This is a genomic window from Plantactinospora alkalitolerans, from assembly GCF_015690345.1.
In the GTDB taxonomy this organism is placed as follows: Bacteria; Actinomycetota; Actinomycetes; order Mycobacteriales; family Micromonosporaceae; genus Plantactinospora; species Plantactinospora alkalitolerans.
The window spans coordinates 15,006-40,624 of record NZ_JADPUN010000036.1 but is presented as its reverse complement, the minus strand read 5'-3'; the positions used below and the strand labels follow the sequence as shown (position 1 = coordinate 40,624).

Genomic DNA, 25,619 nt, shown 5'->3' with positions numbered 1-25,619 from the left:
CGTGGCGAGCGCGCTGGGCGCAGGTGCGGCAGCGGCGTTACGGCCCGGCCCCCGCCACCTGCTGCTGATCGTCGGCGCACTGGAACCCGCCGGCATTCGGTCCGTTTCGCGGGAGGCGGTCGGGGACGGCACCGCCGGGCGCCGGATGGTTCGGGTGGGGTTCGTCGAACACGTCGGGGTGCTCTACGCCGGCCGTACCCATCGGGAGGCCGCACGCTGGCTCGACGACGCGTTGGGGCACCGGCCGGAGCGACAGGTGATCGCCGCGAAGCGTCGGCTGGCGGCGGGTGGGGTGATCCTGATCGGCATGCTGCTCCTGGTGACCGCCGTGCTGATCCGGCCGTCGGCACGTGGTGCGCCCTCGATCCCGGCCCGGCCGGTACCGCCCGCACCCGGGTCGATGGTGTGGCTCGGCGGCGCGGTGCTGGTCACCCCGGTACCGGCCCTGGTCGGCGGCTGGTTGTCGGCCCGGATGCTGCCGGCGCCGGTCACCGGCTACCTCGTCGGCTACTTCGCGCTGGCCGGCGCCATTCTCGCGACCGCCGCCGTGGTGATCCGCCGCCGGACCGGTGCCCGTCCGGCGGAGGGCGTTCGGCATGGTGCGAGCGGCACCGTAGGGCTCGGCTCCGCGCCGTGGACGGCGGCGGTCTCCACCGTCGCGCTGGCCGTCGGGGCGGGCGCGGCGATCGTCGTACCCATTCATCTCGGCCTGACCTCGGTGCTGCCGCACGGGTCGCGCTGGTGGTTGATCGGGTTGCTCGCCCTCGCCACCGGGGTCCTGCTCGGCGGCGTGAACGCCATCGCCCGTCCGCCATGGAGCGTCGCGGTCCTGGTCGCGGTGTGCCTGCCGCTTCCCGCAGCGGCCACCGTCGGCCTGGCCCCCGGCTTCCTCGCGCTCGTCACCCCGCTGATCGCGGCGCTGCTTGCGCTGTATCTCCTGGTTGCCGGCGTGGCGTGGCTGACCGGGATGCCCTGGTGGCGCACGATCCCGGCCGGCGCCGTGCTGGTCGCCTGGCCCGTCGCGACCGCGCTGCCGATCACCTGAACCGGCGTCGGCGTCCCGCCGGCCCCACCACCCGCCGTTGGTCCCGTCCTGGCGGCGACTCATGCCGGGCGCCACGACTGGACCCGCGACCGACGGGTCCCAGGCCGGGTCCCAGGCCGAGCCCCAGGCCCAGGCCGAGCCCCAGGCCCAGGCCGAGCCCCAGGCCGAGTCCCAGGCCCAGGCCAACACCCAGGCCGAGTCCCAGGCCCAAGCCGAGACCCAGGCCCCATCCCGGGGGGCCCGGTCCGATGAGTTTCCGCGATGCCAGCGGTCCTACCCAGGTGGCGCCCTCCGCGATATTTTCCGCCATCCCCGCGACGGTCACGCGTGCGGATGTCCCTGTCCTCTGCGCAGACCTTGCCGAACTGCTACGCGGCCGAGCCGGCGGCGTCGTGGTCTGCGACGTGGCCGACCTGGCCGGTCCCGACCTGGTGACGGTCGAGGCGCTGGCCCGGTTGCGCCTGACCGCCCGACGACACGGCTGGAGCCTGGTGGTCAGCGGGGCCGGCCCGGACCTGCTCGGTCTCGTGCGACTGCTCGGACTGACCGACGTGCTACCCCAGACGGGCGGGCAGTCCGAACAGCGGGAACAGGCGGGTGGTGTCGAGGAAGTTGTTGACGGCCACGATCCGCCCGGCTGAGGTCTCCAGCACGATCAGCGCCCATGGATCGTGCCCGTCACCACTGGCTCGGGGCCGGTACTGCCCGAACGCCGGCACGCCGTTCGCCACCACCGGAAGCAGGCGCGAGCCGCGACAGCCGCTGCCCGTACCGGCCATCCAGGCGGCGATGTCGTCGTGGCCACGCAGCCACAGCGGCAGCGGCGGCATCGACAGCGTCGCGTCGTCGTGCAGCAGTGCCGTCAGCGCATCGAGGTCGTACGCCTCGAACGCCTTCACGTACCTGGTGAGCAGCGTCTTCTGCCGGTCGTCCAACGGCTCGTGCAGTTCGGCGGTGGTGTCGGCGGCGGCGATGGTCGTCCGGGCCCGCTGGAGGGCGCTGTTGACGCTGGGTACCGAGGTGTCGAGCAGGTCGGCCACCTCCTGGGCCGACCAGGCCAGTACCTCGCGCAGGATCAGTACGGCCCGCTGCCGGGGTGGCAGATGCTGTAGCGCGGCGACGAACGCCAGTCGGATCGACTCGCGCTCGGCGACCACGTTGGCCGGATCGGCCCCCTCGGGCAGCACCCTGCTGTCCGGTGCCGGGCCCACCCAGATCTGGTCGGGACGCGGCTCGCCCGCGTCGGTGGCGCGGCCGGACCCGGCCGGGCCGAGGTCCATGGGCCGGACCCGCTGTTGAGCGCTGGCGAGCATGTTCAGGCAGACGTTCGTCGCGATCCGGTACAGCCAGGATCGCAGGGTGGACCGTCCCTCAAACCGGTCGAAGCTACGCCAGGCGCGGACCAGGGTGTCCTGCACGGCGTCCTCGGCCTCGAAGACCGACCCCAACATCCGGTAGCAGTAGCCGATCAGCTCAGACCGGTACGCCTCCAGCCGCGCCTCGATCGGTGGGCTGGTCGCCACGTCATCCACCTGGACGAAACTAGCCGAGCACCCGGTGCGGGGCGACGACGGGTCGTGGAGGCTGCCGGGTACCCGATTGATTTGTGCTGCCGGAAGCGATGAGTTTCCGGTGCCCGGCCGGTCTACCCCGGCGTCAAGTCGACCAGGAAGCCCAAGGAGTCACCATGACCGCCACGGAGTGGACCGCCGAGACCGCCGGTTCGGGCCAGTACGCCGACGTCAACGGCATCAACCTGTACTACGAGACGTACGGGACGGGACGCCCCATGATCCTGCTCCACGGGGGCCTCGGCTCGGGTGAGATGTTCGGGCCGATCCTGCCCACCCTGGCCGACCACCACCAGGTCATCGCCGTCGACCTGCAGGGACACGGCCGGACCGCCGACATCGACCGACCGATCGACGTCCGGCTGATGGCCGGCGACGTCGCCGCGCTCATCGACCACCTCGGCCTGCGGAAGCCGGACGTGGTCGGCTACTCGCTCGGCGGCGGGGTGGCGTTCCAGGTCGCGGTCCAGTATCCGGAGAAGGTGGGCCGCCTGGTCGCGGCGGCGGCGAACTTCAGGCGCGACGCGATCTATCCGGAAATGCTCCAGCAGCAGGGCCAGGTGAGCGGGGCGGCAGCCGAATACATGAAGGACACCCCGATGTACGAGCTCTACCAGCGGGTGGCGCCCCGTCCCGAGGACTTCCCGCGGCTGCTCGACAAGATCGGTGAGGCGATGGCGAAGGACTTCGACTTCACCGAGGAGGTACGCGGCCTGCGGATGCCGACGCTCGTGGTCGCCGCCGATGCCGACATGGCACCACCGAGCCACTACGTCGACGTCTTCAAGCTGCTCGACGGTGGCCAGCGTGACGGTGGCTGGATGGGCGAGTCCCGGCCCACGGGTGGTCACGCACTGGCGATCCTGCCCGGTCTCACTCATTACAACCTGTTCCTGTCCCCGCTGTTCGCAGCGGTCACCCTCGCCTTCCTGGACCAGGAGAGCTGAGCCGGTTCGTCCCGACCCGCCGCCGTTGGGTGGATACAACAGCGGCGGGTCGAGTTGGTGGTGTGGACAGCGGCCGGCAACTATCCCGGCTGGCGTGCCGCCGTCAACGTCCGGCGCCCGGAGTGCCTTCCGTGGCGGGCTCGGTGCCGGCCTGGTGCCGGGCCCCGGTCAGGACGTGAGCAGGCTCGCGTTCTGGGCCAGCAGCACGAAACCGATGTCCACGAACGCGACCTCGTTGCCGCAGGATGCGCCGAAGGAGCCGCAGCCCACCGCGGTGCGTCCGCCGACGATCAGCCCGGCGGCCAGGGTCTTGCTGAAGTTCTGGGTCAGCGTGAAGACCGGCCCGCCGCTGTCGCCGGTACCGGCCGCGGCCCGTCCGTTCACCTCGTGCGCCAGCACCGCGCTGCTGACGAAGGACCCACCGGAGACGAAGACCAGCAGGTTGATCCGGTCGGTCCGGATGTCGCAGTGCACTCCGGTGCCCGCCCCGGAGGTGCAGACGAACTGCCCGGGGAAGTTTGCGGTAGCACCGGCGACCGGCTTGGAGAACTCGCCGACGCCCACCCCGCCGTCGTAGATCCGGGCGCCGGATCGGGTCGGGATGTAGAGCGAGTCGGAGAGCCGCCGGGCCGGTGCCGGCTCGGCCACACCGATCTGCTCACCGGTCGGGTCGACGAACGGTACTCCGCCACCGGGGGCGCAGTGTTCGGCGGTGAGCATGCCCCGACTGGTCTCCCACCACAGGAAGTGGCGGGCCACCGCGAAGCCGGTACTGCACCGGCCGCCGGCGCCGGACACCGGGGCACTGATCTCCGCTCCGCCCCACCAGGGGGCGACGTCGTTGCGCCGGCTGTACGCGGTGAACTCCTCGGTGCGTACCACCTCGGCCGGTACGCCGAAGTCCCACCCGGACGGGTCGGCGTCCCGGGTCACCCCGAGTAGCAGTCCGCTGCCGTCGACCGCCGGCCCGACCTCGACCAGCCCGGGATACTCGCGCCAGCTCTCCGGCAGGCTGGCCGTACGCTCGACCAGCTCCCGCTGGCTGAACTCCGCCTCGCCCAGCTCGACCCGGACCCCCTCGGCGTCGGCGCGGACGATCTCCTCCCGGACCTCCGCCGGCACCTCGCCCTTCCACCACAGATCCACGGTCCGCTTCTCCACCCGGAGCCGGAGTCCGCCGAGGGCCGCGAACTTCTCGTCCAGCTCGGTGATCCGGCTGGCGAACGCGACAAGCGGCGCCTGCGCGGCCATGATCTCCGCCGCCGAGTTGGAGCCGGCCTTCGGATCGTCGCTGGTCCACTCCGGCTTGTCCTCGGCGGCGGCCCTGGTGGGCGTTCCGGTGGCCGGACCGGCGGCGGCCCTGGTGGGCGTTCCGGTGGCCAGACCGGCGGCCACGGTCAGGGCCAGGGCCGCCGCGAGCAGGCGGCGGATGGGCACTCGGGACATGGTTTTGCTCCTGTCGTGTCAGGGAGACGCCGTCCCGGAACCTGGCCGGGGCGGCGTATCCATCGTGGACCGACGTGGCGCGCACGACGTCCGCTCGCAGGCGGAGTGCCGGGGTAGTCGCCACGGTGTACCCGGGGGTCGGACTCCGCCGGGCGGTGGACCCGGCAAGTGACCAAAGCTGACAGCGGTGTTGATCGAGGCCGCCTACCCTGCTGGCACATCTGGAACATGGGAGGACCCCGGTATGTGCGTCGAAACAGCGGTGCGAGCCGACATCAGAGTGTCCATTCAGGACCGAAGGGCGCCGGACCGGGTGAGCGGGCACCTGGCCGCCGGCGTACTCGTCGACGCCGACGTCGTGCTGGTGCCGAACCCTCCGAAGCGGCTGTTCGCCCCGGACCTCGACGCCGAGATACTGGTCTTTCCGGTGGACCTGGAACCCCGGCTGGCCGTGGAGGCGCCGCCGATCTGGAAGTGGGGACGGTTCGCCGTGGGTGACCGGGGACCACTCGCGATGACCGCGAAGCTGGGCCGGCCGTCGATCTACAGCGCGCAGATCGGCCGGGCCGACGCCGCCGCCCTGGCCGCCGAGGTCGCCCGGGCCGACGGCGACCTGTGGGAGGCACTGCGCCGACAGCGGATCATCCCCGAGGGCATCGACCAGGTCGGTCCGGACCTGCTGGCCCGCGCCGGAGAGTTGGAGCTGGCGCAGCGGGAGCCACGCCGGGCGGACCACCGGTTCGACTCGCTCGAACAGCTCACCACCGGATTCTGTGTGCTCTTCTGTTTCTGCGAACCCCACGGTCCACGATGAGCCCGGCCGCCGGGATCGACGCGCCGCCGACGGTCCGGCCAGGTCCGAGCGTACCGGCCGGCGCGGTCCCGGCTGGACCGCCGGCTCCGGCGCGGATCGGCCGGGACGCCGTGCTCGCGGTCGCGGTCTGGATCCTCGACCTGGCCCTGTTCAGCACCGCCGGCACCGACCTGGCCAACGCCGGGGGCGCCCGGACGGCCACGCTGGTGCTGATCGGGTACGCCGGGCTCGGCGCGACGGCACTGCTGTGGCGCCGCCGGCACCCGGTGCCGGTGTTCGCGCTGGTGTGGGTGCACGCGATTGTCGGCAGCACCCTGATCGCCGGTTACCAGCCGGTGCTCTGCGGCCTGGTGGCGCTCTACACCGTCGGGGCGTACGCGGCGCTGGGCCGGGCCTGGCTGATCGCCCCGGCGCTGGTGCCGTTCATGGTCATCGCCGCGAACGAGGCCTGGTTGGCGGGCCGCGCCGACGCGGACCGCCGTACCGCCGTGTTCCTCGGGGGTCGGGCTGGTCTACACGCTCGTCGTTTCCGGGATCTGGGCCCTCGGCCGGTGGGCCGGGACCAGCCGGCGCCGGCTGGCCGACGCGGAACGGCGTCGGGTGGCCGAGGCCGGCCGGGCGGTCGCCGCCGAACGGGCCCGGATCTCCCGGGAGTTGCACGACGTCGTGGCGCACTCGGTGACCGTGATGTTGTTGCAGGCCGGCGGTGCCCGGCGGATCCTTCCCACCGACCCGGGCCGGGCCGCGACCGCTCTCGGGCACATCGAGGAGGCGGGGCGGCAGGCCGTCGACGAGTTGCGCCGGATGCTCGCCGTACTCGTTCCGGACGACACCGTCCCGGCCGATGCCGAGGCACCGGGCCCACCCGGCCCAGCCGGCCCGGCGGACAACCAGGCCGGACTGCCCGGCCCTGACGAGATCGACGACCTGGTGACCCGGATGCGGGATACCGGTCTACGCATTGCCCTGACCCGGGACGGTACGCCCCGGCCGGTGGCGCCGAGCGTCGGGCTGGCCGCCTACCGGACGGTGCAGGAGGCGCTGACCAACGCGGCCCGGTACGCCGGAGCCCACGCCCGCGTCGACGTGCGGATCCGCTGGGGCGACGAGCTGTCGGTGGAGGTCTGCGACGACGGGCCGGCCGGTGCCGTACCCGCCGCCGGAGATCCCCGGCTGTCCACCGGGCACGGGCTGCTCGGGTTGCGGGAGCGGGTCGCCGTCGTCGGCGGCGAGCTGTCCACCGGACCGGTTCCGGCCGGCGGGTTCCGGGTGGCGGCCCGGCTGCCGCTGTCCACTGCGGCACTGGAGGAGCCGGGCACCCCGGCACCGGACGGCCCGTTCACTCCGGCGTCGGACGCCCCGCTCGGTCCGGCGTCGGACAGCCCGCTCACTCCGGCGCCGGACGGCCCGCTCAGTCCGGCTTCTTCGGACGGCTCGTCGTGATCCGGGTACTGCTGGCCGACGACCAACCGCTGGTGCGGTCCGGCATCGGGATGCTGCTCGCCGCCGAGCCGGACATCGAGGTGGTGGGGGAGTGCGGGGACGGGGCGACGGCGGTCGCGCTGGCCCGCGAACTGCGGCCCGATGTCACGCTGATGGACGTCCGGATGCCGGGCACCGACGGGGTGGCCGCGACCCGGATCCTGACCGCCGACGAGCCCGACCCCGACAAGCTGGTCAGGGTGCTGATCCTGACGACGTACCACGTGGACGACACAGTGCGGGAAGCGCTGCGGGCCGGGGCGTCCGGGTTCGTGCTCAAGGACGCCCTTCCGGCGGAACTCGCCCTGGCGGTACGGGCGGTCGCGCGCGGGGATGCCTGGCTCGCTCCGGCGGTGGCCCGCTCCCTGCTGACCGAGTTCGCGGCGCGGGGCGAGCCGCGTGCGCCCCGGGCCGAGGAACTCGCCCGGCTGACCGAGCGGGAACGGCAGGTGCTGGTGCAGGTCGCGTACGGGCTGTCGAACGCCGAGATCGGAGCCCGGCTCTACATCGGCGAGGCGACCGTGAAGACCCACGTCGGGCGGGTCCTGCTCAAACTCGGACTTCGGGACCGGGCGCAGGCGGTGGTGGCCGCGTACCGTGGCGGCCTGGTCGATCCGGGTACGCCGGCCCAGGGCGCTGCGGCATCCGGGTAGCCGGACATCCACGCGTACGCGGGGTACTCAGTTCGGCCGCGCCTCGGACCACGAGGCAGCGTCGACCGCCGACGGCCAGCCGTTGAGCGTGTCGATCGCACGCACGAACCGCACACACTGGTCGACGAATCCGGCTTCCGCATCGGGCAGGCGCAACGCCTGCATCGCCGCGCGCGGGTCGACGACCGGGAACAGCCTGAGCTGGCACTCCTCGATCTGACCACCACCGCGGATGGCCGCGGCCAGAGTCACCGCTGCCCCGACGGTAACGCCCACGCAGGTACGGTCCGGGGTGCACCACAGGACGGTCCGTGCCGGCTCGTCGAACTCGGGATAGGCCGGGTATTCGCTGGCATGGAGAGACGCCCCGTCGTCCTCGTCGCCCACGACCAGGCGGTAGTCCGGGCCGGAGCGGGCATAGTCGGCCCCGACCAGATCGGCGCCGACGACGGCCGTTTCCTGCTCGGCAGGTATCAGCACCCGACCCGGATCGACCAATCTGCCGCGATCCCACCGGCGGTCGGTGCGTACGACGATCGCCGGCACGGAACAGCCGCCCAGCAGTTCGGTCAACACATCCCGGGTCGTCGACACCAGCGCGGCGACGGAGAAGGCGACGGGCATCGTCGCCTGCAGGTCCACGGACACGGATCCTCCAATGGTCGGAACCCGGGCATTGTGGCACCCCTACGGCCGCTTTCCGTCCGACTCGGGGCTGCGGGCTCGATGCTGGCGGCAGCGCGGCTGGACCGTCCCGGCGCGCGATGCCGGCGATACTGTGGGCGTGGAGTACGTGTCCAGAGCGCCGCGACCGCCGCTCGACGGGCTGATCGACGACCTCTACTACCTGGAGGGTGCGTCGCCGTACGCCCGGCTGACGCTGCCGGCAAGTCCGGCGGCGTTGCTCATCATCAACCTCGGGGCGCCGTTCCGCATCCGCGCCGGCACCGACATCGAGACGGCCGAGTACGCCGACGGCTGCGTGGTCACCACGCCCACCCGCGCGTGGGAATTCGGCTACCCACCTCGGACCCGGTCCGTCGGCGTGCACGTCAAGTCGTGGGGGCTGGCGCCGTTCCTGCCGATGCCCGCGGCCGAGCTGTGTGACCGGCCGGTGACGGTAGAGCAAATCTGGGGTCGACCCGCCATCGCCGAACTGCGAGACCGGCTGGCTACGGCCGAGGGACCTCACGAGATGCTGACGCTGCTCGAGGAGGAGCTGATGCGACGACTGTGCGAGACCGCCGGTCTGGGGCTGGTCCGCCACACCAGCAGCGCCATCGCGGCGACCAGCGGGGCGGTGGCGATCGGCGACCTGAGCGTGGCAGCCGGTGTCAGCAGCACTCATCTGGCACAGCGGTTCAAGGAGCTCATCGGCGTCACGCCGAAGCGACTGGCCCGCACCCAGCGCTTCGCCGCCACCATGCTCGCGATCGACTTCGCCGAACCAATCGACTGGAGCGACGTCGCCGGTGGCGCAGGCTACTTCGACCAGGCCCACTTCGGCCACGAGTTCCGGGCGTTCACCGGGCTCACGCCGACCCGGTACGCCGAAGTCCGGCGGCGGTTCCTGCGCGAGCATCCTGGCCACACGCTGGACGGCTGGCCGCTGCCGGCCGATTGATTTCTTACACCGGCTGATTGATTTCTTACAAGAGCGACAGCTCACGGCACGCTAATTTGGGGGCACCCCGAAGCAGAGGAGTACCCGTGGGCAAGGTGGTCATGTACAGCTCGGTGTCGGTGGACGCCTTCATCGCGGACGAGAACGACCAGCCCGGACCGCTGTTCGACTGGTTGCTCGGCGGTGACGTGCTGTTGGACGAGAGCGGCGCGTTGAAGGTGTCGCAAACGTCCTACGACTACATCCGGCCGTACTGGGACGAGATCGGGGTGACAATCGCCGGCCGCCACGTCTTCGACCTGACGGACGGCTGGGACGGGAAGCCTCCGGGCGGGATCGACCACGTGGTCGTCGTGACGCACCGGCCGGTGCCCGAGGGCTGGGACCCCGAGGCGCCGTTTCACTTCGTCGACGGCGTCGAGGCGGCCGTGGCCAAGGCACAGGAGCTCGCGGGTGACCGCATCGTCGAGGTCGCCGCTGGCGACGTCGGTGGCCAGGTGCTCGCCGCGGGCCTGGTCGACGAGGTGCGCATGGACGTCGTACCCGTCGTGTTCGGGTCCGGCAAGCGCTACTTCGGGTCGGTCGACGCCCAGCACCTGTTGGAGGATCCTGACGTGGTGATTCAGGGCAACCGGGTGCTTCACCTGCGCTATCGGGTACGCCGTTGACCGATCGGAGCGGGTACCGAAGGGGTCCACTGCGAAACAGATCATTCTCGGGACCTGGGTGACACGTCCGGCTAGATGATCTAGTTCTGTTCGTTTGGTCTGGGTTGGCTGCCGCAGTCGGGTTACCTGCGATTACGTAGCCAGTCGTGGTACCAGTCGACAAAGTCGGTCTCGGGGGTGAGGCCACCGTCGGCGGCTCGGTCGTCGAACCAGACCTGGCCTCGGGTTGACCCCGTGATGATCAGGCGGTGGAAGGCACCGCAGCCGAATTCGGCGATTACCAGCGAGCCAGCCGTCCATCGTTCGTCGAAGTATTCGTCTTCGGTCATCATGTCGGCTGGGCCGGCGACGCCCGGCTCTGGCACGTGGTAGGCGGGGTTCCATGCCTGCGTGTGCGGGAAGGGGGTGGCTAGGTAACCGGGCCGGGAACGTTCCTCTCGGTCGTGGTCTCTCAGACCGTCGCCGTCAAGAGCGAATAGCCCGTAGTAAGGGCCCGCGCCGCCGTTTCCGACCTCCCGCAGGAAGCTGCGGTAGGTGTCTGGCAACGTGATGTGGTGGTGGCCCTCGAACGCGGCCAGGTCGGCTTCGCTGAGAGTGGGTCCGAATCGGTATCGATGGCGCCGCGCCCCGAAGCGTTTGAGTTCGGGGTCTTCAGCTCGCATAACTGCGAGCCGGGCTTGGATGTCCTCGACGTCCCACATGTTCATCATCCTGGTTCGGTGCTGTCAGCCTACGGCTGCTTCTGCTGGTTCGATCAACGAGGTCGACGCTCCGGTCTCGATGCGGTTCGACCATCCACCATGGCGTGTCGGGTTCAGGTGTCGTACAGGCCGTTCCACGGCGGCCCTCTCGTGCTCGCTGGTGCCGGCGAACCAGATCTGCGAGTCGGTGTGGCCGCCGTCGTGGTCGAACCGGTGCAGCACGGCGTACCACCGTTTGAAACGGAACCAGTCGGGTTCGGCCCCGGCGCCGTCCTCGACGGTCGCCGTGACGGATCCGAAGAACTGCCCGCCGTCGTAGGTGCCGATGGTGTCGGTGCGGTAGTCGGGCTCGTACGAGATCGGCACCCGCTCGGGAATCGCCATGGCCGGCAAGCTAGTGCCAGGGTCCGACAAGTCCCGATCAGGCAGGTCCGCGCCCCGCAGAGGCAGGCTGCCCGCCGGACGGTCTCGAGGGTCTGCGAGCCGAAACGGCACCGATGACCTGGGAGATTTCTGGGTGGCTCCGTGGAGATGGAGACAACGCCAGACGTCCCCGGACGAAGGTCGAGGGCATCGGTTGAAGCGGGTCGGTCAGCAGACGATGGCGACGGCCTTGACTCCGGATACGAAGGCGGACCAGGCGTACGGCGAAAACGCGAGGGGTCGCCGGCTTCGGCCGGACCGCAGAGCCCCGCCGGCATAGGCCCGTGAACCCCGCGGTAGCTGCTGCCGACCTGGCCAGTTGGCGGACCATGAGGCCGGACAGTGCTTGTGGATCTCTTGTCGGCTTGTCGGATTGGCGCTGAGAACGACCGGCAAACGCCGAATCACCCTCGGAATCGACCGAACGGACACTCCACAGTAGTTGTGAGCCATCGGTAACGTTGCCCACCAATTCTGCATATCTGGGGGCTGCGGTGCGGGCTGCGTGGGCGAGCGTGATGTGTCGTGCGTGAGGACTCTCCCCGGTGGGAGCAGATCAACCCGAGCGCGTTCCCACACGAGCAGGACGGGTTGCGGGAGCTGGCGTCGTACCTGCCGGACGCGGAGCCGTACCACGTCTGGGCGAACGTCGAGTTCGTCGGCACCGACGGCTCGATCAACGAGGTCGACGCGCTGATCCTCACCCGCAGTGGCCTGTACGTGCTGGAGCTGAAGCACTGGCAGGGCGAGATCGAGGGCGACGGCATGCTCTGGATGCGCCGGATGCCCAACGGTCGGCGGCGCCAGGTGGACAACCCGTACATCCTGGCGAACCGGAAGGCGAAGCGGCTGGCCAGCCTGATCAGGTTCTACGCCCGGCAGCCCGGCAAGACGCCGTACGTCGGCGCGGCGGTCTTCCTGCACGCCCGGAACATGCGGGCCAGCCTGGACCCGATCGGCCGTCAGCACGTCTACGGGCTCGACGGGCACAACGCGGGGCTGGACAGCCTGAAGAAGTTGCTGCTCACCCAGCCGAGCAATCCGAGTCATGTGGTGGACGCGGTCCGGGCGCGGCAGATCGTCGAGTTGGTCAAGGGCGCGAAGATCCGGCCATCGGTGGCCGAACGCAACATCAACCAGCTCCAACTGCATCAGCGTCCGTTCGCCGAGGGGATCGGTTGGCAGGACTTCCTCGCCGACCACTCGCTCGACGCCGCCACCACGCGGCGGGTCCGGTTCTATCTGACCAGCCGGGCGGCCGAGGAGGACATCCCATCGATCAAGCGGGCGGCCGAGCGGGAATTCCGGTTGTTGCAGGGCATCCACCATCCCGGCATCGCCCGCGCCACCGATCTGGTCGAACATCCCTGGGGCCCGGCGGTGGTGTTCGACCACCAGCCGAGCTGGGTACGGTTCGATCAGTGGTTGGTCGAGCGGGGCCCCAAGCTGCACATGGCGCAGCGGCTGCAACTGGTGCAGGATCTCGCCGAAATCATCGACTATGCCCATTCGCGGAGGCTGGTGCACCGGTCACTGCATCCGCGGGCGATTTTCGTCAGCGACCCGGACGGTCCCCGGCCCACCCTCGTGGTGACCGACTGGCAGACCGGTGCCCGACTGGCCAGTACTCGGCTGACCCAGCTCACCCCGCCGTCCGACCCGGCCAGCCTGGAAATCTTCTTCGACGACCAGGTCCGGCGTTACCAGGCGCCCGAGGCGACCACCCTGGAGCACCTGCCGGGGCATCAGCTCGACCTGTTCGCGCTGGGCGCGTTGACGTACCGGATCTTCGCCGGTGCCGACCCGGCAGCGAGTGCGGACGAGCTGCTCACCGCCGTCGCCGACGGCGGGCTGCACCTGGACGCCGTGGTCGACGGCATGCCGTACGCGTTGGTGCAGTTGGTCTACGACGCCACCCGGGGTGATCCAGCCGAGCGGACCGCGCGGATGGCGGATTTCCGGTCCTGCCTGGAACTCGTCTGGGACGAGTTGACCGCGCCGGAGCCGGAGCCGGTGATCGACCCGCTACAGGCTCGCCGGGGTGACGTGCTGGACGGCGGTCTGGTGGTCAAGGACCGGCTCGGCAGTGGCGCCACCGCCACCGCCCTGCTGGTCGACGCGGAGACCCCGGAGGGGCGCCGGGACCTGGTGCTGAAGGTGGCCCGGGACGAACAGCACCGGGAGCGGTTCGCCGCCGAGGCGCGCACCCTGGACAAGGTCCGCGACTCCCGGGTCGCGGCCCTGGTGAAGGGTCCGGTCCAGGTCGGCCCGCGCACCGCGCTGCTGATGGAGAACGCCGGGTCCCGCACCCTGGCCGAGGATCTGCGCGAGGGACGTCTCTCGCTGGACCTGCTCGAACGGTACGGCCGCGACCTGCTGGAGATCGTCGCCATGCTGGACGGCCAGGGGGTGTGGCACCGGGACATCAAGCCGGCGAACCTGGCGGCCCGGCCGCGTCCGAAGGACAAGCAGCCGCATCTGTGCATCTTCGACTTCTCCCTGGCCGACACCCCGGCGGACCAGATCAACGCCGGCACCACCGGTTATCTTGACCCGTTCCTCGGCCCGCCGCGCCGGATGCGCTACGACGCCGCTGCCGAACGGTTCTCCGCCGCCGTCACCCTGTACGAGATGGCCACCGGCACGTTGCCACGCTGGGGCGACAACGCCAACCCGGCGGCGATCAGCGAGGAGGTGACCCTCGACCCGGCCGCCTTCGACCAGTCGGTCGCCGACCGGCTGGTCGCCTTCTTCGACAAGGCGCTCGCCCGGGACACCGCCCGCCGGTTCGACACCCTGGACGAGATGACCGACGCCTGGCGGGCGATCTTCCGGGACATCCCCGAACTGAAGTCGAAGCCGGGCGAGGTCGGGCCGGCGACCGTACTGCTCGACCAGGACTCGCCGCTGGAGGCGACGACGCTGACGGCACGGGCCCGGTCGGCGCTGGAACGGCTCGGCGTACACACGGTCGGGGAGCTGCTCGACGCCGAGCCGTCCGCGTTGACTCGGGCCAGGGGGGTGCCGGACGCGACCCGCAAGGAGATCCTGGCCAAGACCCGGGCGCTGCGGGAGGAGTTCGCCGAGGCGGATGCGACCGCCGCGTCGCCGGCCCCTGTAGCCGGCCAGCCCACGGCCCAGGGCATCGAGGCGATCAGCGCCACCCTGCTGCCGCCGGAGACCAGCCGTAACCAGCGGCAGCGCCGTACCCTCCAGGTGTTGTTGGGGCAAGCGACCGGGAACGGCGACACCTTCCTGCACTGGCCGGCCCAGGCCGAGGTGGCGCGGGCCACCGACCAGGTCCAGCCGCAGATCTCCACGCTGCTGCGCCGGTTCGCCGGCAAGGAATGGCTGAACAATCCCGCGTTGACCACCATCCGGGACGAGATCGTCGCCCTGCTGGACGGCCGAGGCGCCGTCATGTCCAGCGAGGAGCTGGCCGACGCGCTGGTCGCCGCCCGGGGCTCGTTCACCGCCGAGCCGAAGCGGACCGCGCAGGCGATCGGCCTGGTCCGGGCCGCCGTGGAGGCGGAGCTGAACCGGGGCGGCGACGCGCGGCTCGCCATCCAGCGGTTCCAGCGCTCCGAGGCGGTGCTGATCGGCCGCGAGCCGGACGATCCGGCCGCGGAGAGCACCGCCGCCGACCTGCTGGCCTACGTGGTCCGGCTCGGCCGCCAGGCGGCGACCCTGGCCGCCGCCGACCCGCTGCCGACCCGGCAACGGGCGGTGGAAGAGCTGCGTACCCTGGCCGCGCCGGCCGGGATGCCGCTGCTCAGCGACCAGCGGCTGCTGCAACTCGCCGCAGCCGGCAGCAACGGACAGGCCGACGTCAACCCGCAGGGCCAGCTCTACCCCAGGGCGATGCCCGCCGAGCGTGCGCTGAAGCTCGCCATCGGCGGCCTGGTCGGCCAGTTCCTGGACCCCGAGACGGTACGCGCCAGAGTGCGCGCCCGGTTCCCCCGCGCTCAGGAGCTGCCGGACCGTCCCGAGTTGGACGACCTGCTACGGGCCGGCGAGGCGCCGCTGACCTGGCATCCTGGCGCGCGAAAGTACGGCCCCCGCGACGTCGGTTCGTCGGTCAGCGGCACCCGGTGGGCGACCACGCTCAGCCCACTGCTCGGCCCGGACGAGGTCGCCGCCGCGCACACCCGCCTGACCGGCACCATCGACCGGCACGGCTTCCTGGTGCTGCTCGCCTCGCTCCGCCGGCTCGGCCCGGCCCGGCGGGCGCTGCTGGCCCGGCTGCGACTGACCGAAGTGGACGTCACCGCGATCCTGCTCGACCAGTTGCGGGCGCTTGGCTTCCCCTGGGAGGCGATCGTCGCGGCGGACAGCGGTTCGCCGGCCGACCCCGATTTCCGAAGCCTGGTCGAGCTGGTGCAGCATCACGTCGTACCGGCTGTCGAGCAGGCGATCGACGCCGCCGAGCGGCCCGTGCTGATCACCGAGGCCGCGCCGCTGGCCCGGTACGGCCAACTCCAGGTGATCCAGCACCTGGCCGACCCGACCCGTCCCCGCGCGGCCGCCCGGCTGCTGCTGGTGCCGGCCCGGGGCACCGGAACCCCCGTGCTGGACGGCGTGCAGGTCCCGCTCACCTCACCAGGAAGCCAGTCGATGTGGCTACCCGAAGCCTGGATCACCCCCGCCCCGGAGAGGACCACCCCCCGATGATCCCGCTCAAAGCCTTGCAGGCCCAGGTCACCGCGCTCACCGACGACCTGCGCGAACAGGTCGGCCGGGACTCGGAGCTGGAATCGTCACTGCGCAAGGAGCACGGGCAGGCAGGGGAGGCGAAGCGTACGGCGGCGACCTTCGAAACCTGGCTGGAGGACATCCTCGACCAGGCGGCGGTGGCCTGGGTGCTCGGCTGTGTCTTCGTACGCTTCTGCGAGGACAACTCGCTGGTCGAGCCGCTGTGGATCGGCGGCCCGGCGCCGACCGCCCCGGCCGAGCGGGCGATGCAGCACCGGCAGCAGTATCTGATCGCGAACCCTCGGCACAACGACCGGCACTGGCTGCGGGAAGCGTTCGGGTATCTGCGTGGGCTGCGGGCCACCGCGAAGATCTTCGACGAGCACAATCCGGTCTGGCGGTTCGATCTGAGTGGCGAGGCGGCCGAGGGGCTCTCCGACTTCTTTCGTCGCGGGGCGGGGTTGGTGTCGCTGCGGCGGGACGACCTGGACACCCGGTTCCTCGGTGACCTGTACCAGGACCTGTCCGTGCACGCGAAGAAGACGTACGCGCTGTTGCAGACGCCGGACTTCGTGGAGGAGTTCATCCTCGACCGGACGTTCGAGCCGGCGGTCGAGGAGTTCGGCCTGGCCGAGACGAACGTAATCGACCCGACCTGCGGGTCCGGGCACTTCCTACTCGGTGTCTTCCACCGGCTAGTCACGAAGTGGAGGGAACGCGAGCCGGCGACGGACATCAGGGTGATCGCCGAGCGGGCGCTCGGGCAGGTCACCGGCGTCGACATCAACCCGTTCGCGGTCGCCATCGCCCGCTTCCGTCTGCTGATCGCCGCGATGAAGGTCTGCGACCTGTCGTCGCTAGAGCGCATCCCATCCTGGCCCGTACGGGTAGCCACGGGAGATTCACTGCTCAAGTGGGGTATCCAGGGCGATCTGATTGCTCACCTCAAAGGGCGTCCAGGCTTCGCCTATGTAACTGAGGATGTCGAGCTTCTTAAGGACTATCTGCGTCAGGATCAGTACACTGTGGTAGTTGGTAATCCGCCTTACATCACCGTATCAGATGCCGCCCGCAACAAACTATATCGAAGCATTTACGAAAAAACTTGCTCCGGAAAGTATGCTCTGACGGTTCCCTTCGCCGAGCGATTCTTTGAACTCGCTAAGCGCGGAGATAGCCAGGGCGATGGTGCTGGTCGCGTTGGCCAAATCACGGGTAATGCATTCATGAAGCGTGAATTTGGCAAGAATCTTATCGAGAAATACTTTGCTGGATGGGTCGAATTAACCGAGGTTATCGATACTTCTGGTGCCTTTATTCCTGGCCATGGCACGCCTACTGTTATCTTGATCGGCAATAACCGCTTCGTGAGTCCGCGCTACAGTGGCCCAATTCGGGCGGTTCTTGGTGTAAGGGGTGAACCCTCTCAGCCAGTCAGACCCGCAGAGGGAGCGGTATGGCTGGCGATCGTCGGGCAAGTAGACGTGCCCGATTCAGAATCTGATTGGGTTACTGTCGTCGACCTCCCCCGTGCCCGAATGGTCGCATTCCCCTGGTCTCTCTCGGGCGGTGGCGCATCGGACTTGATGCAGAGAATTGCAGACACGCGGGATTTGACGGTAGCCAGACTCATATCTGGCCAAGTCGGATTTGCGAGCTTCTCTGGCGTCGATGACCTATTCTACCTGCCTGCCGCATGGCACACCCGACACGGAACTCCTGACTCTGTAGTTCGCCCTATGGTCACCGGTGAGGAGGTCAGGGACTGGGAGCTTCGTCCAGGGTTGAAGGCTCTCGTTCCCTACGACAGCCATGGCAATTTGATTGCCGTTGACATGGGATTGCATTGGTCCAGGCATCTCTGGCTCGGCAAAAAAGTGCTTGAGGCGCTCACGGATTTCTCGAGACGGACCCGCGCTGATGCAGGTCTCCCTTGGTGGTCATGGTATCGATGGGTTCAATCTCGATATGACACTCCGTATGCTATCTCGTTTTCGCACGTCTCTACGCACTGCCAGTTTGCGTTAGGGCGTGGCGGGTTGACTTTCAATCAGCATGCACCTGTTGTGAAGTTGAAAGAAGGAGCGGGGGAGCATGACTACTTGCAGTTACTCAGCGTCCTAAATAGCTCGACGGCCTGCTTCTGGCTCAAGCAGGTTAGTCACGATAAGGGCATTCGTGGCGAAGGTGGTGGTTTTACCAGCGATGATTGGGAGCGGTTCTACGAGTTCACGGGTACCAAGTTGCAGGAGTTTCCGCTGCCGGGGGCGTACCCGTTGGAATTGGCACGGCGGCTAGATGGGTTGGCTCAGCGGCTTGGTGAGGTGACGCCGGCTGCGGTAGCCGATTCGGAAGCGCCGACGCGGGATCAGGTGAAGGTGGCTCGGGGTGAGTACGAGTCGATCCGGGCGCAGATGATCGCCGTGCAGGAGGAATTGGACTGGGAGGTCTACCAACTCTACGGGCTGCTGGATGAGGAGCTGACGTGTGCGGAGCCGCCGGAGTTGAAGCTGGGGGAGCGAGCGTTCGAGATCGTGCTCGCCCGTAAGATGGCGGCCGGCGAGGTAGAGACCCAGTGGTTCACGCGGCATGGGTCGACGCCGCTAACTGAGTTTCCGGCGCACTGGCCGGATAACTACCGGGCACTGGTGGAGCGGCGCATCGCGGTGATTGAGTCGGACCGCAACATTGGGCTGATCGAGCGGCCGGAGTGCAAGCGGCGGTGGGCCAGCGAGGGCTGGGACATGATGCAGACCAGTGCACTGCGTGGCTGGCTGTTGGATCGGCTCGAGACGCCAGAGTTGTGGGGCGTGCATCCGACGCCGCAGTCGGTGGCGCAACTCGCCGACAAGGTGCGGCATGACGAAGGCTTCCGTTCGGTGCTGGACCTCTGGGTCGGGCGGGACGACCACGACCTGACCAAGACCCTTGGCAAGCTCGTCGCGGATGAGAATGTGCCGTACCTGCCGGTGCAGCGCTACAAGCCATCCGGGCTGCGGAAGCGTGCGCAGTGGGAGCGTACCTGGGCGTTGCAGCGATTGGAGGATGCGGGCGAGGACGTGCAGATCGACGTGCCGCCGAAGTACTCGTCGGCTGACTTCGTGAAGGCGTCGTACTGGCGGCAGCGGGGCAAGCTCGACGTGCCGAAAGAACGCTTCATCTCGTACCCGAAGGCGGGTCGGGATGGCGACGGCAGTGAGCTACTCGGCTGGGCCGGCTGGGACCACCTGGCGCAGGCCCAGGCCCTGGCCGCCATCTACCTAGACCGCAAGACGCAGGCTGCCTGGTCGCGGGATCGGCTGTTGCCGTTGCTCGCCGGGCTGGTCGAGCTGGAGCCGTGGCTGCACCAGTGGTATGCCGACGAGCGGGAGGGCTTCCTCGGCTCGCCAGCGCAGCTCGTCACAGACTTGATCGACACGGAACTATCTCAACTCGATGCCGATCGCCTCACCTTGCAATCGAACCACACCACTAGCCCGACCAGGAGGACGGCTGTGCTGTGATAATCGGGATCGTTGTTTCTGCAATTGTAGCGGTTTTTTGTGCCGTAATTGCGGGCAGCGTGAGTATCTATGGCAAGCGCGTCGACCGACAACTTGCTGTAGACGCCAGACATGCGGCCAGACGCGAATATGCGTACGACTTGGTCTTGACGGCTGGGGATGTCGCTTGGAACTTCATAGCTCGCAATTATGTTAGCGAGGTCGACGCAGGTGAGCCGCTTCCCGGCGAAGAGAAGGAGAGTGGCAGTAGACGTTGCGACGAGATCCTAGTGCAAGCATGTGATCTGTTAGAGGCTCATGTGGCGGATATGAACGCCATCCGCCCAGTATTGCAAGACTTCTATCGCACCATCTTCATGAATCGCGATGGATCATCAGACCAGTATGAACGGGCACGCGAGTTGGTGGTAAATTGTCGTCGTCAGGACACGGGGCTACGAAAGTTGTTGGAAGAACGTCCGGCGCGCGGCTGGCGGCAACTGATCCCGACGAAATCTATCCGGAGTTGGCATGAACGGCGGCGCCGTCTCGCTGGCTCTCGTCCGCTGTACCGTGGTTTCGAAGTCGACCAACTATTGCGGTCCGATGATGGCGTTACGCTAGTAAGTGTTGGCGAGGATGAAACATTTGTGGCAATCTTGAGAGAGCAGGAAGAGTGGGCTTTAGCGATGCGGGCCAGCGTTGCAACGACCGACGCCCGCCTTGCTCACTGGCGGCGAATCGGTACATGGGATTAGCGGATGCTGGACGGCGAATTACTGCGCGATTGAGCTGGCTGATCAACGGTTTCACAGGAAACTTCCTGGGCATCGAGGCTCACATAAACCTTGCTGCCGCCTGTTCGACCTCGGCGATGAACTCTTCGAGTTGAGGATCGGTGAAATTGGCGTCCTGTAGGAGTGCGCCGATGATGGTGATCTGGATCGTCAGGGCAGTGTCGGGTTTGATGGTATCCGCCAACTCGACCTCGCCGAGGGCAGCTCGGATCAAGCCCTCTGTTTCGAGGGCGGAAAGCTGGCTGCCCCCCTCGTACTGAGAGCGGGTTTCGGCGACGAACCGCGTGATCGCGCGTGCGTCGGAGACGGATTCGAACCTACGGTTGACGGCGATAGCGAAAGCGGCACCGATGACCTGAGGACCTCCCTGCCATCCCAGCTTGTCCAGTTCAAGTATGAGGCGGTCGGCGGTACCCCAGTCACGGCGAGCCATCGCGCGAATCAGGTCGCTGAGTTCGGTCCTCGTGCCCACGCTTCTTCATCCTCGCTATCGTGTCACTGACTGTTTGGCTGAATCGTCGAATCGCAATCCCAGTTATCAGAGCGACGACGACGATGTTGCCTGCCGCTTCGGGTGCGTCGATCTTCGGCCTGGATGTCGGGACTGGCGCGCTCGGCGTGCCGGTCCCAGCCTGCTGGATCCCTGGTGGACTGGGAGCAGCACGGACGATGTTGACACCCTGCTGCACAGCCTCTGTCGAGGTCTTCGCGGTGTCCTGGATGTTCTCGGCATCGCGTGCCATCCTACTCAGGTAACTGTCGATGTTGCGTCGCGTGTTTGATCGTTCGACAGTGTCATTGAGCAGTTGCTCGCCTGACGGTGCTGCGGTCTCGGCGGCCTGATGGGTGGGGACCGAGCCGGGGGCGATCTTGTTGATGTAGGCGGTCAGGCTTCCGTTCGCCTTGGCGAGGAGTCGGGCGTACCGGGCGGCCTTCTCGCTGGCGGTGTGGCTGGCCGTGATGGCCTCACCGATGTCGTTGTGGCTGGTGCCCCTGGCGACCTCGGTGAAGTGTGCTTCGGCCTGGTCGGCGTCAGCTTGGGCGCGCAGTGCGGTGACGGCGGCGGCGTCCAGTTTTCTGCGCACGGCAAGCAACTGGGCAACGACCTCCCCGACGCTGACGGTCATCCGAGGTCGGCGAGGTAGGACTCGGCGTTGCCTTTGGCAGCGGCGAACCGGCCGACGGTCGCCTTGACCTCGCCCTCTGCCGCAGTCAGGCTCTTCCGCATCTTTTTAACTTCGCCATCCTGACTGTCTTGCAGGAGCTGGTGGGCGCGGGCGATGGCTTCGGCGGCGTCAGTGGCGGCTTGCTCGAACGTGGAGCGGCCGTGCTCGATTGCCTCGATGCCGGCGCGGAGGGTGGCCTTGACCTCGTTGATCGTCACTGCATCAAGCCGGATCGGCCGAGGATTTGGTTCGTGGCGTCGCTGCCCAGCCCAGCGGTTCGAGCGAGTGTTGCCCCACGTCCTCGATGCTGGCCACGCCGGTCCTCCGGATCGCCGTCGTTGTATGGCTGCCCGTCCGTGTCGTCGGAACGTAACCCGAGGTGGTATCACGCCCGACCAATGGCGAAAGACTATCGGGGTTGGTCAATCGGCCACAGTCCCAAGGCCGACAGCCCTGGCTGAGGAGGTCGAGCCGACGGCACCCGATGATGTGTGCGGAGTGAGTCGGGAACATCGGATGCCCCTGGCCGGAGGCTGAGGGCATCGGTAGGAGCGGGTCGGTCAATGGACGAGCGTGGCGGTCTTGACTCCCGAGACGAAGGCGGACCAGGCGCGCGGCGGGAAGGCGAGGACCGGTCCGGCCTGGTCCTTGCTGTCGCGTACGGCGACGACGCCGACCAGGTTGTCGGCGACCTCGACGCACTCGCCGCCGTTGCCCCCGCTGCGAGTGCTCTTGCGCCAGTGCGCATCGCGCAGGTCAGCCATGCTGCATCTCCCCGATGATTTTGTGGATCATGTTTCTCGATTGTCCCTCATCGAGTGCGAGTGCATCCAGGCTGGCCCATACCTTCTCATAGGCGGCGTACTCGGCGGGCCGGTCGAGGTAGAGAGCCCCGGTCAGCGACTCGCAGTAGACGATCGGTGGCTCCGGAGTGTTCCGGTTGCCGGCGGGGAAGTCGAGGATGATGAACGAGCCGGCCAGGGAACCGCGGTGCTGCCCGGCTGCCAGCGGCAGCACTCGGATGACGACGTTCGGCAGCGCGGATACCGCCAGTAGATGTTCGAGCTGCCCGATCATGACCTGCCGGTCGCAGACGGGCCGTAGTAGCGCAGCCTCGGACAGGACTATCTCCACGCTCGGTGCCGGAGGCAGGCGCCGGGTCAGCAGGCTTTGACGTTGTAACCGTGCCCCGATGGCGCGTTCCCGACTATCCTCGTCCATCTCCGGCTGGTCGGTGCGGTACATCCCAAGGGCATATTCGCGTGTCTGCACGATGCCGGGGAGCAGCGCGTCCTTGAAGAACCGCAGTCGGGAGGCGACCGCTTCGAGGCCGACGTACAGCTCGAACCACTCGGGGATGGCGTCGCCGTACGCGTGCCACCAGCCCTTGGCCTTGGTCTGGCTGGCCAGCCCGACCAGCGCGGTGACCAGCTCCGGCTTGACGTCGTAGAGCGCGCACATGGCCTTGACGTCGAGCGAGCGGACCACGCCGAGTCCACTCTCGATCCGCCAGACCTTCTGCCGGCTGCACTCCAGCGCGTCGGCGGCCCCGTCCAGGGTCACCCCGGCCTCGGTGCGTAGCTGCTTCAGCGTTCGACCGAGTTGCCGGCGCGGCACGGTCGACCCCATCTCCTCGGTCATTTGATCACTCCCCGCGTTCGATTTTGCAACATCCTGCCGCCTCCGCTAAAACGTTTATCTGTTCACCGAAAATAAGTCAATAGGCGGTGGCAATTTCTCGCCGGAATTCGTTGCCAGTCACCAGCCCCACGCTACAAGATGGCCTTCGAGAGGCGACCGTCCATACAGTTTCCGACCGGGTCGCCGCGCTGATCAACAATCCTCGGCGAAAGGATGCTGCTCCGTGCGCGCAAATGCCTGTCGTATTCGCTCCAGCCACCGAACTCGTTCCGATCGGCGGATCACCGACGCGCCCCAGGCCGGGCAGCGATGAGCGACCCGACGACCGGCCGATCCCTGGTCACCACCTGCCCGAGCTGCGACGGGCTGACTTTCACCCTGGGCGTCTGCGCCTGCGTCGGATACGGCAGCCGCGTCCTGGTCACTGACGAGCCTGCGCCCCGCGAGCCGTACCAGGAATGCCGGGTGTGTCACGGTGTCGGCCGGGTCGCGAACGCCTGCGGGCGGTGCGGGCAGCGGGGCCAGCGGCGGGCGCAGCGCGTGCTGACCGTTGTCAATGTCGACACCGGCGCGGTCGCCTCGGTCAGCGTCGAGCCGGGCACGGTGTCGCCCCGACCGGCGCCGGACGGCGGTTGGCACCTGCCGCTGAAGCCGTTGATCGACGAGCTGGCCGCGACGGTCGGCGCTGCCACCTGGTCGGACGCGTACGGGCAGTCGGGCACCGAATCGGCCGTCTGGCTGCCCCGCGAGTGGAGCCCCGAGCTACCCGACGACGAACGGCTGGCGCTGGAAACCCGGGCCATCGCCGGGGACTCCGGCGAGAGCTGGCAGGTGTACCGGGGCCGGAGCGTCGCGCCGCTGCCGGTCGCCCCGGAGCACCGGCTCGGCCAGCTCTGCGCTCTCGCCGACCGGCTCTGCCTCGACCTGGTGCTGGAGGCCCGCCGACTGAACGGCGACGATCTGCTCTGGGACATCCGCTTCGACGTACCCGGGGCGGCGGTGCCGGCGAGCCGGCGCGGGACCACGTACAGCCTGGTCGAGGCGCTCGGCACCGTCACCGTGCCGTCCGCGATCTCCGGCATCGCGGCGCGCGGGATCGCCGCGCCCGCCCGGTATCTCGTTCCGTCGGTCGAATCGGCCACCGGCCCGACGAAACCGGTCTGGGAGTTGGACGAACTGGAGCGTCGGGTGCTGGCCGACTGCACCGACCTGCGCACCGGGGAGCGGCTACCCGGGGCGAGCGTGATCTGGCGGAACGGGCGCTGGTGGCACACCACCCTGCGAATCGCCGGTCGGACCGAACGGCTCGTCGAGCGGGAGACCGGTCAACTGGTGCGACGGTTCACCGAGGTGCTCCGGCGGGGCTGGGAGCCGCCGGACCCCGACTGGCTCGGCGAGCCGATCGGCCGCACCCCGTGCCCGTCCTGCGACCCGGAACGAGGGCTACGGCCCTGCTTCTGCACCGTCGGCGCCCCTGCGGTCGACCCCGACTGCATTAGGTGCGGCGGCACCGGCCTGCGCGCCGGGGGGATGGCCTGCCACACCTGCCTGGACAGCCACCGGATCTACCAGGGACTGATCGTCACCATCACCGACCTGGACCACCAGGTCGTGCACCTCAACTGGCGGGCCGCCGACGCCACTCCCGCGCCGCTGGTCGCCACCCAGCCCGGCGGCAAGCCGGTGGTCCAGCTACCCGACCGCTTCCGGCTGGCGACCCATGCCAGCACTCTCGGCGTACGACCGGAGGACCTCACCGAGGCCGACGGCGGCTGGCCGGTCGACCAGGACCTCCGCCAGGGGTACGTCACCCTGCACGCCACCGACGTCGAACCGCTGACCCAGCACCTCGCCCACGCCGGCCGGGGCCGACCCGGCGCCCGGCTGATTGTGCTGGCCGCGCCACCCGAGGTGCCGCCGCTGCCACAGGTGATCCGGCTCGCCCTCGGCCTCGGCCTGACGATCGACGTCTCGGTATGCGACAACCGGCACCACGCCGACGACCCGCTCCGCGTGCAGGGCATCTCCTGGCACGTCGAGATCACCCTCGGCGCTCCGGTATGGACGGCGGGGGAGATCGCACCCACAGACCGGCCGACCCTGGCCGGGGCGGTCGCCTACGCCCTCGACTACCTGGAGAGCGTGCTGGCCGAGGCGGTGCCGGACGATCCCGCGCAACCGGTCGCGGTACCGCAGACGCCGGCATCGGACGCGATCGCCGACCCGGAACCGCTGCTGCTCCGGCTCGCCGCCCATCATGCCGAGCAGTGGGTGACGGTCCACTTCTGGTCGACCGGTTGCCGGGTCGACCTGCGTGAGCAGGGAAACCTCCGCCATCTGGCCACCGCCGCAGACCTGACCGGTGCACTCGCCGCTCTCGGTCTGGCAGATACCTGACCAATGCCCTGGTTCCCCATATTCCACATTGCTCGGTAACCTTGCCGTCGCCCTGGGGAGTCTTGGAGGA

21 protein-coding genes and 1 pseudogene are annotated in these 25,619 nt (G+C 68.8%); 12 read left to right on the top strand and 10 right to left on the bottom strand.

The genetic code is table 11. The annotated features are described in order from the left end of the window. A pseudogene (locus I0C86_RS01655) lies at positions 1-1,045 on the top strand (hypothetical protein); the annotation flags it as partial. Between the two features lie 248 nt (positions 1,046-1,293). Beyond that, positions 1,294-1,686 (top strand): STAS domain-containing protein, encoded by a 393-nt coding sequence (locus tag I0C86_RS01650; RefSeq protein ID WP_196199381.1) that lies wholly within the window; start codon positions 1,294-1,296, stop codon positions 1,684-1,686. On the opposite strand, the gene I0C86_RS01645 is transcribed toward I0C86_RS01650, so the two are convergent. Then, the gene (locus I0C86_RS01645; RefSeq protein ID WP_196199380.1) at positions 1,600-2,577 is read right to left on the bottom strand and encodes a sigma-70 family RNA polymerase sigma factor; all 978 of its coding nucleotides are present in this window, start codon (positions 2,575-2,577) and stop codon (positions 1,600-1,602) included. The two genes, I0C86_RS01650 and I0C86_RS01645, sit on opposite strands and share 87 nt — an antisense overlap. Positions 2,578-2,732: 155 nt before the next feature. On the opposite strand from I0C86_RS01645, the gene I0C86_RS01640 reads away from it, so the two are divergent. Beyond that, on the top strand, positions 2,733-3,563 hold the full coding sequence (locus I0C86_RS01640; protein ID WP_196199379.1) for an alpha/beta fold hydrolase: 831 nt from the start codon (positions 2,733-2,735) through the stop codon (positions 3,561-3,563). Between the two features lie 168 nt (positions 3,564-3,731). Here I0C86_RS01640 and I0C86_RS01635 read toward each other — a convergent pair whose 3' ends face one another. Then, positions 3,732-5,009 carry a hypothetical protein gene (locus I0C86_RS01635; RefSeq protein ID WP_196199378.1) on the bottom strand — a complete coding sequence of 426 codons (1,278 nt, stop codon included), beginning with the start codon at positions 5,007-5,009 and terminating at the stop codon, positions 3,732-3,734. A 313-nt stretch (positions 5,010-5,322) separates the two neighbouring features. Here I0C86_RS01635 and I0C86_RS01630 point away from each other — a divergent pair, with 313 nt between their 5' ends. From I0C86_RS01630 to I0C86_RS01620, 3 genes are all read left to right on the top strand, one after another. Then, positions 5,323-5,823, top strand: a complete 501-nt coding sequence (locus tag I0C86_RS01630) for a hypothetical protein (protein WP_196199377.1) — start codon at positions 5,323-5,325, stop codon at positions 5,821-5,823. A 600-nt stretch (positions 5,824-6,423) separates the two neighbouring features. Next, complete coding sequence (locus I0C86_RS01625; protein ID WP_196199376.1) at positions 6,424-7,266, top strand: sensor histidine kinase; 843 nt, start codon at positions 6,424-6,426, stop codon at positions 7,264-7,266. Then, positions 7,263-7,958 (top strand): response regulator transcription factor, encoded by a 696-nt coding sequence (locus I0C86_RS01620; RefSeq protein WP_323373414.1) that lies wholly within the window; start codon positions 7,263-7,265, stop codon positions 7,956-7,958. Before I0C86_RS01625 ends, I0C86_RS01620 begins: the two co-directional genes overlap by 4 nt. Before the next feature lie 27 nt (positions 7,959-7,985). On the opposite strand, the gene I0C86_RS01615 is transcribed toward I0C86_RS01620, so the two are convergent. Further along, positions 7,986-8,606, bottom strand: a complete 621-nt coding sequence (locus I0C86_RS01615; protein WP_196199375.1) for a hypothetical protein — start codon at positions 8,604-8,606, stop codon at positions 7,986-7,988. A gap of 136 nt (positions 8,607-8,742) precedes the next feature. Between I0C86_RS01615 and I0C86_RS01610 the strand changes: the two genes are divergently transcribed. Beyond that, positions 8,743-9,582: a helix-turn-helix domain-containing protein gene (locus tag I0C86_RS01610; protein WP_323373413.1), complete on the top strand. Its 840-nt coding sequence runs from the start codon at positions 8,743-8,745 to the stop codon at positions 9,580-9,582. 86 nt (positions 9,583-9,668) lie between these two features. Next, a complete protein-coding gene (locus tag I0C86_RS01605) occupies positions 9,669-10,250 on the top strand; it encodes a dihydrofolate reductase family protein (RefSeq protein WP_196199373.1) in 582 nt (193 codons plus the stop codon). A 122-nt stretch (positions 10,251-10,372) separates the two neighbouring features. Here the strand turns inward: I0C86_RS01605 and I0C86_RS01600 are convergent, their stop codons facing one another. Together I0C86_RS01600 and I0C86_RS01595 are read right to left on the bottom strand one after the other, a co-directional pair. Continuing rightward, on the bottom strand, positions 10,373-10,951 hold the full coding sequence (locus I0C86_RS01600; protein WP_196199372.1) for an SMI1/KNR4 family protein: 579 nt from the start codon (positions 10,949-10,951) through the stop codon (positions 10,373-10,375). 24 nt (positions 10,952-10,975) lie between these two features. Then, complete coding sequence (locus I0C86_RS01595; RefSeq protein ID WP_196199371.1) at positions 10,976-11,335, bottom strand: hypothetical protein; 360 nt, start codon at positions 11,333-11,335, stop codon at positions 10,976-10,978. A gap of 564 nt (positions 11,336-11,899) precedes the next feature. Here I0C86_RS01595 and pglW point away from each other — a divergent pair. The 3 genes from pglW to I0C86_RS01580 are packed head-to-tail and all read left to right on the top strand — an operon-like array spanning position 11,900 to position 20,306. After that, a complete protein-coding gene (gene pglW, locus I0C86_RS01590; RefSeq protein ID WP_196199370.1) occupies positions 11,900-16,045 on the top strand; it encodes a BREX system serine/threonine kinase PglW in 4,146 nt (1,381 codons plus the stop codon). Then, positions 16,042-19,569 carry a BREX-2 system adenine-specific DNA-methyltransferase PglX gene (gene pglX / locus I0C86_RS01585; RefSeq protein ID WP_196199369.1) on the top strand — a complete coding sequence of 1,176 codons (3,528 nt, stop codon included), beginning with the start codon at positions 16,042-16,044 and terminating at the stop codon, positions 19,567-19,569. The genes pglW and pglX overlap by 4 nt, the downstream gene beginning before the upstream one ends. Continuing rightward, positions 19,566-20,306 carry a hypothetical protein gene (locus tag I0C86_RS01580; RefSeq protein ID WP_196199368.1) on the top strand — a complete coding sequence of 247 codons (741 nt, stop codon included), beginning with the start codon at positions 19,566-19,568 and terminating at the stop codon, positions 20,304-20,306. Before pglX ends, I0C86_RS01580 begins: the two co-directional genes overlap by 4 nt. 79 nt (positions 20,307-20,385) lie before the next feature. Here I0C86_RS01580 and I0C86_RS01575 read toward each other — a convergent pair whose 3' ends face one another. From I0C86_RS01575 to I0C86_RS01555, 5 genes are all read right to left on the bottom strand, one after another. Continuing rightward, positions 20,386-20,817: a Holliday junction ATP-dependent DNA helicase RuvA gene (locus I0C86_RS01575; RefSeq protein WP_323373412.1), complete on the bottom strand. Its 432-nt coding sequence runs from the start codon at positions 20,815-20,817 to the stop codon at positions 20,386-20,388. Beyond that, entirely contained in the window at positions 20,765-21,472 is a 708-nt protein-coding gene (locus I0C86_RS01570) for a hypothetical protein (protein ID WP_196199367.1), read from the bottom strand. Before I0C86_RS01570 ends, I0C86_RS01575 begins: the two co-directional genes overlap by 53 nt. Next, the gene (locus tag I0C86_RS01565; RefSeq protein WP_196199366.1) at positions 21,469-21,729 is read right to left on the bottom strand and encodes a hypothetical protein; all 261 of its coding nucleotides are present in this window, start codon (positions 21,727-21,729) and stop codon (positions 21,469-21,471) included. Before I0C86_RS01565 ends, I0C86_RS01570 begins: the two co-directional genes overlap by 4 nt. A gap of 342 nt (positions 21,730-22,071) precedes the next feature. Further along, positions 22,072-22,275, bottom strand: a complete 204-nt coding sequence (locus tag I0C86_RS01560) for a DUF397 domain-containing protein (RefSeq protein WP_196199365.1) — start codon at positions 22,273-22,275, stop codon at positions 22,072-22,074. Further along, complete coding sequence (locus I0C86_RS01555; RefSeq protein WP_196199364.1) at positions 22,268-23,152, bottom strand: helix-turn-helix domain-containing protein; 885 nt, start codon at positions 23,150-23,152, stop codon at positions 22,268-22,270. The genes I0C86_RS01560 and I0C86_RS01555 overlap by 8 nt, the downstream gene beginning before the upstream one ends. 309 nt (positions 23,153-23,461) lie before the next feature. Between I0C86_RS01555 and I0C86_RS01550 the strand changes: the two genes are divergently transcribed. Continuing rightward, complete coding sequence (locus tag I0C86_RS01550; RefSeq protein ID WP_196199363.1) at positions 23,462-25,549, top strand: hypothetical protein; 2,088 nt, start codon at positions 23,462-23,464, stop codon at positions 25,547-25,549. Positions 25,550-25,619 lie beyond the last annotated feature (70 nt).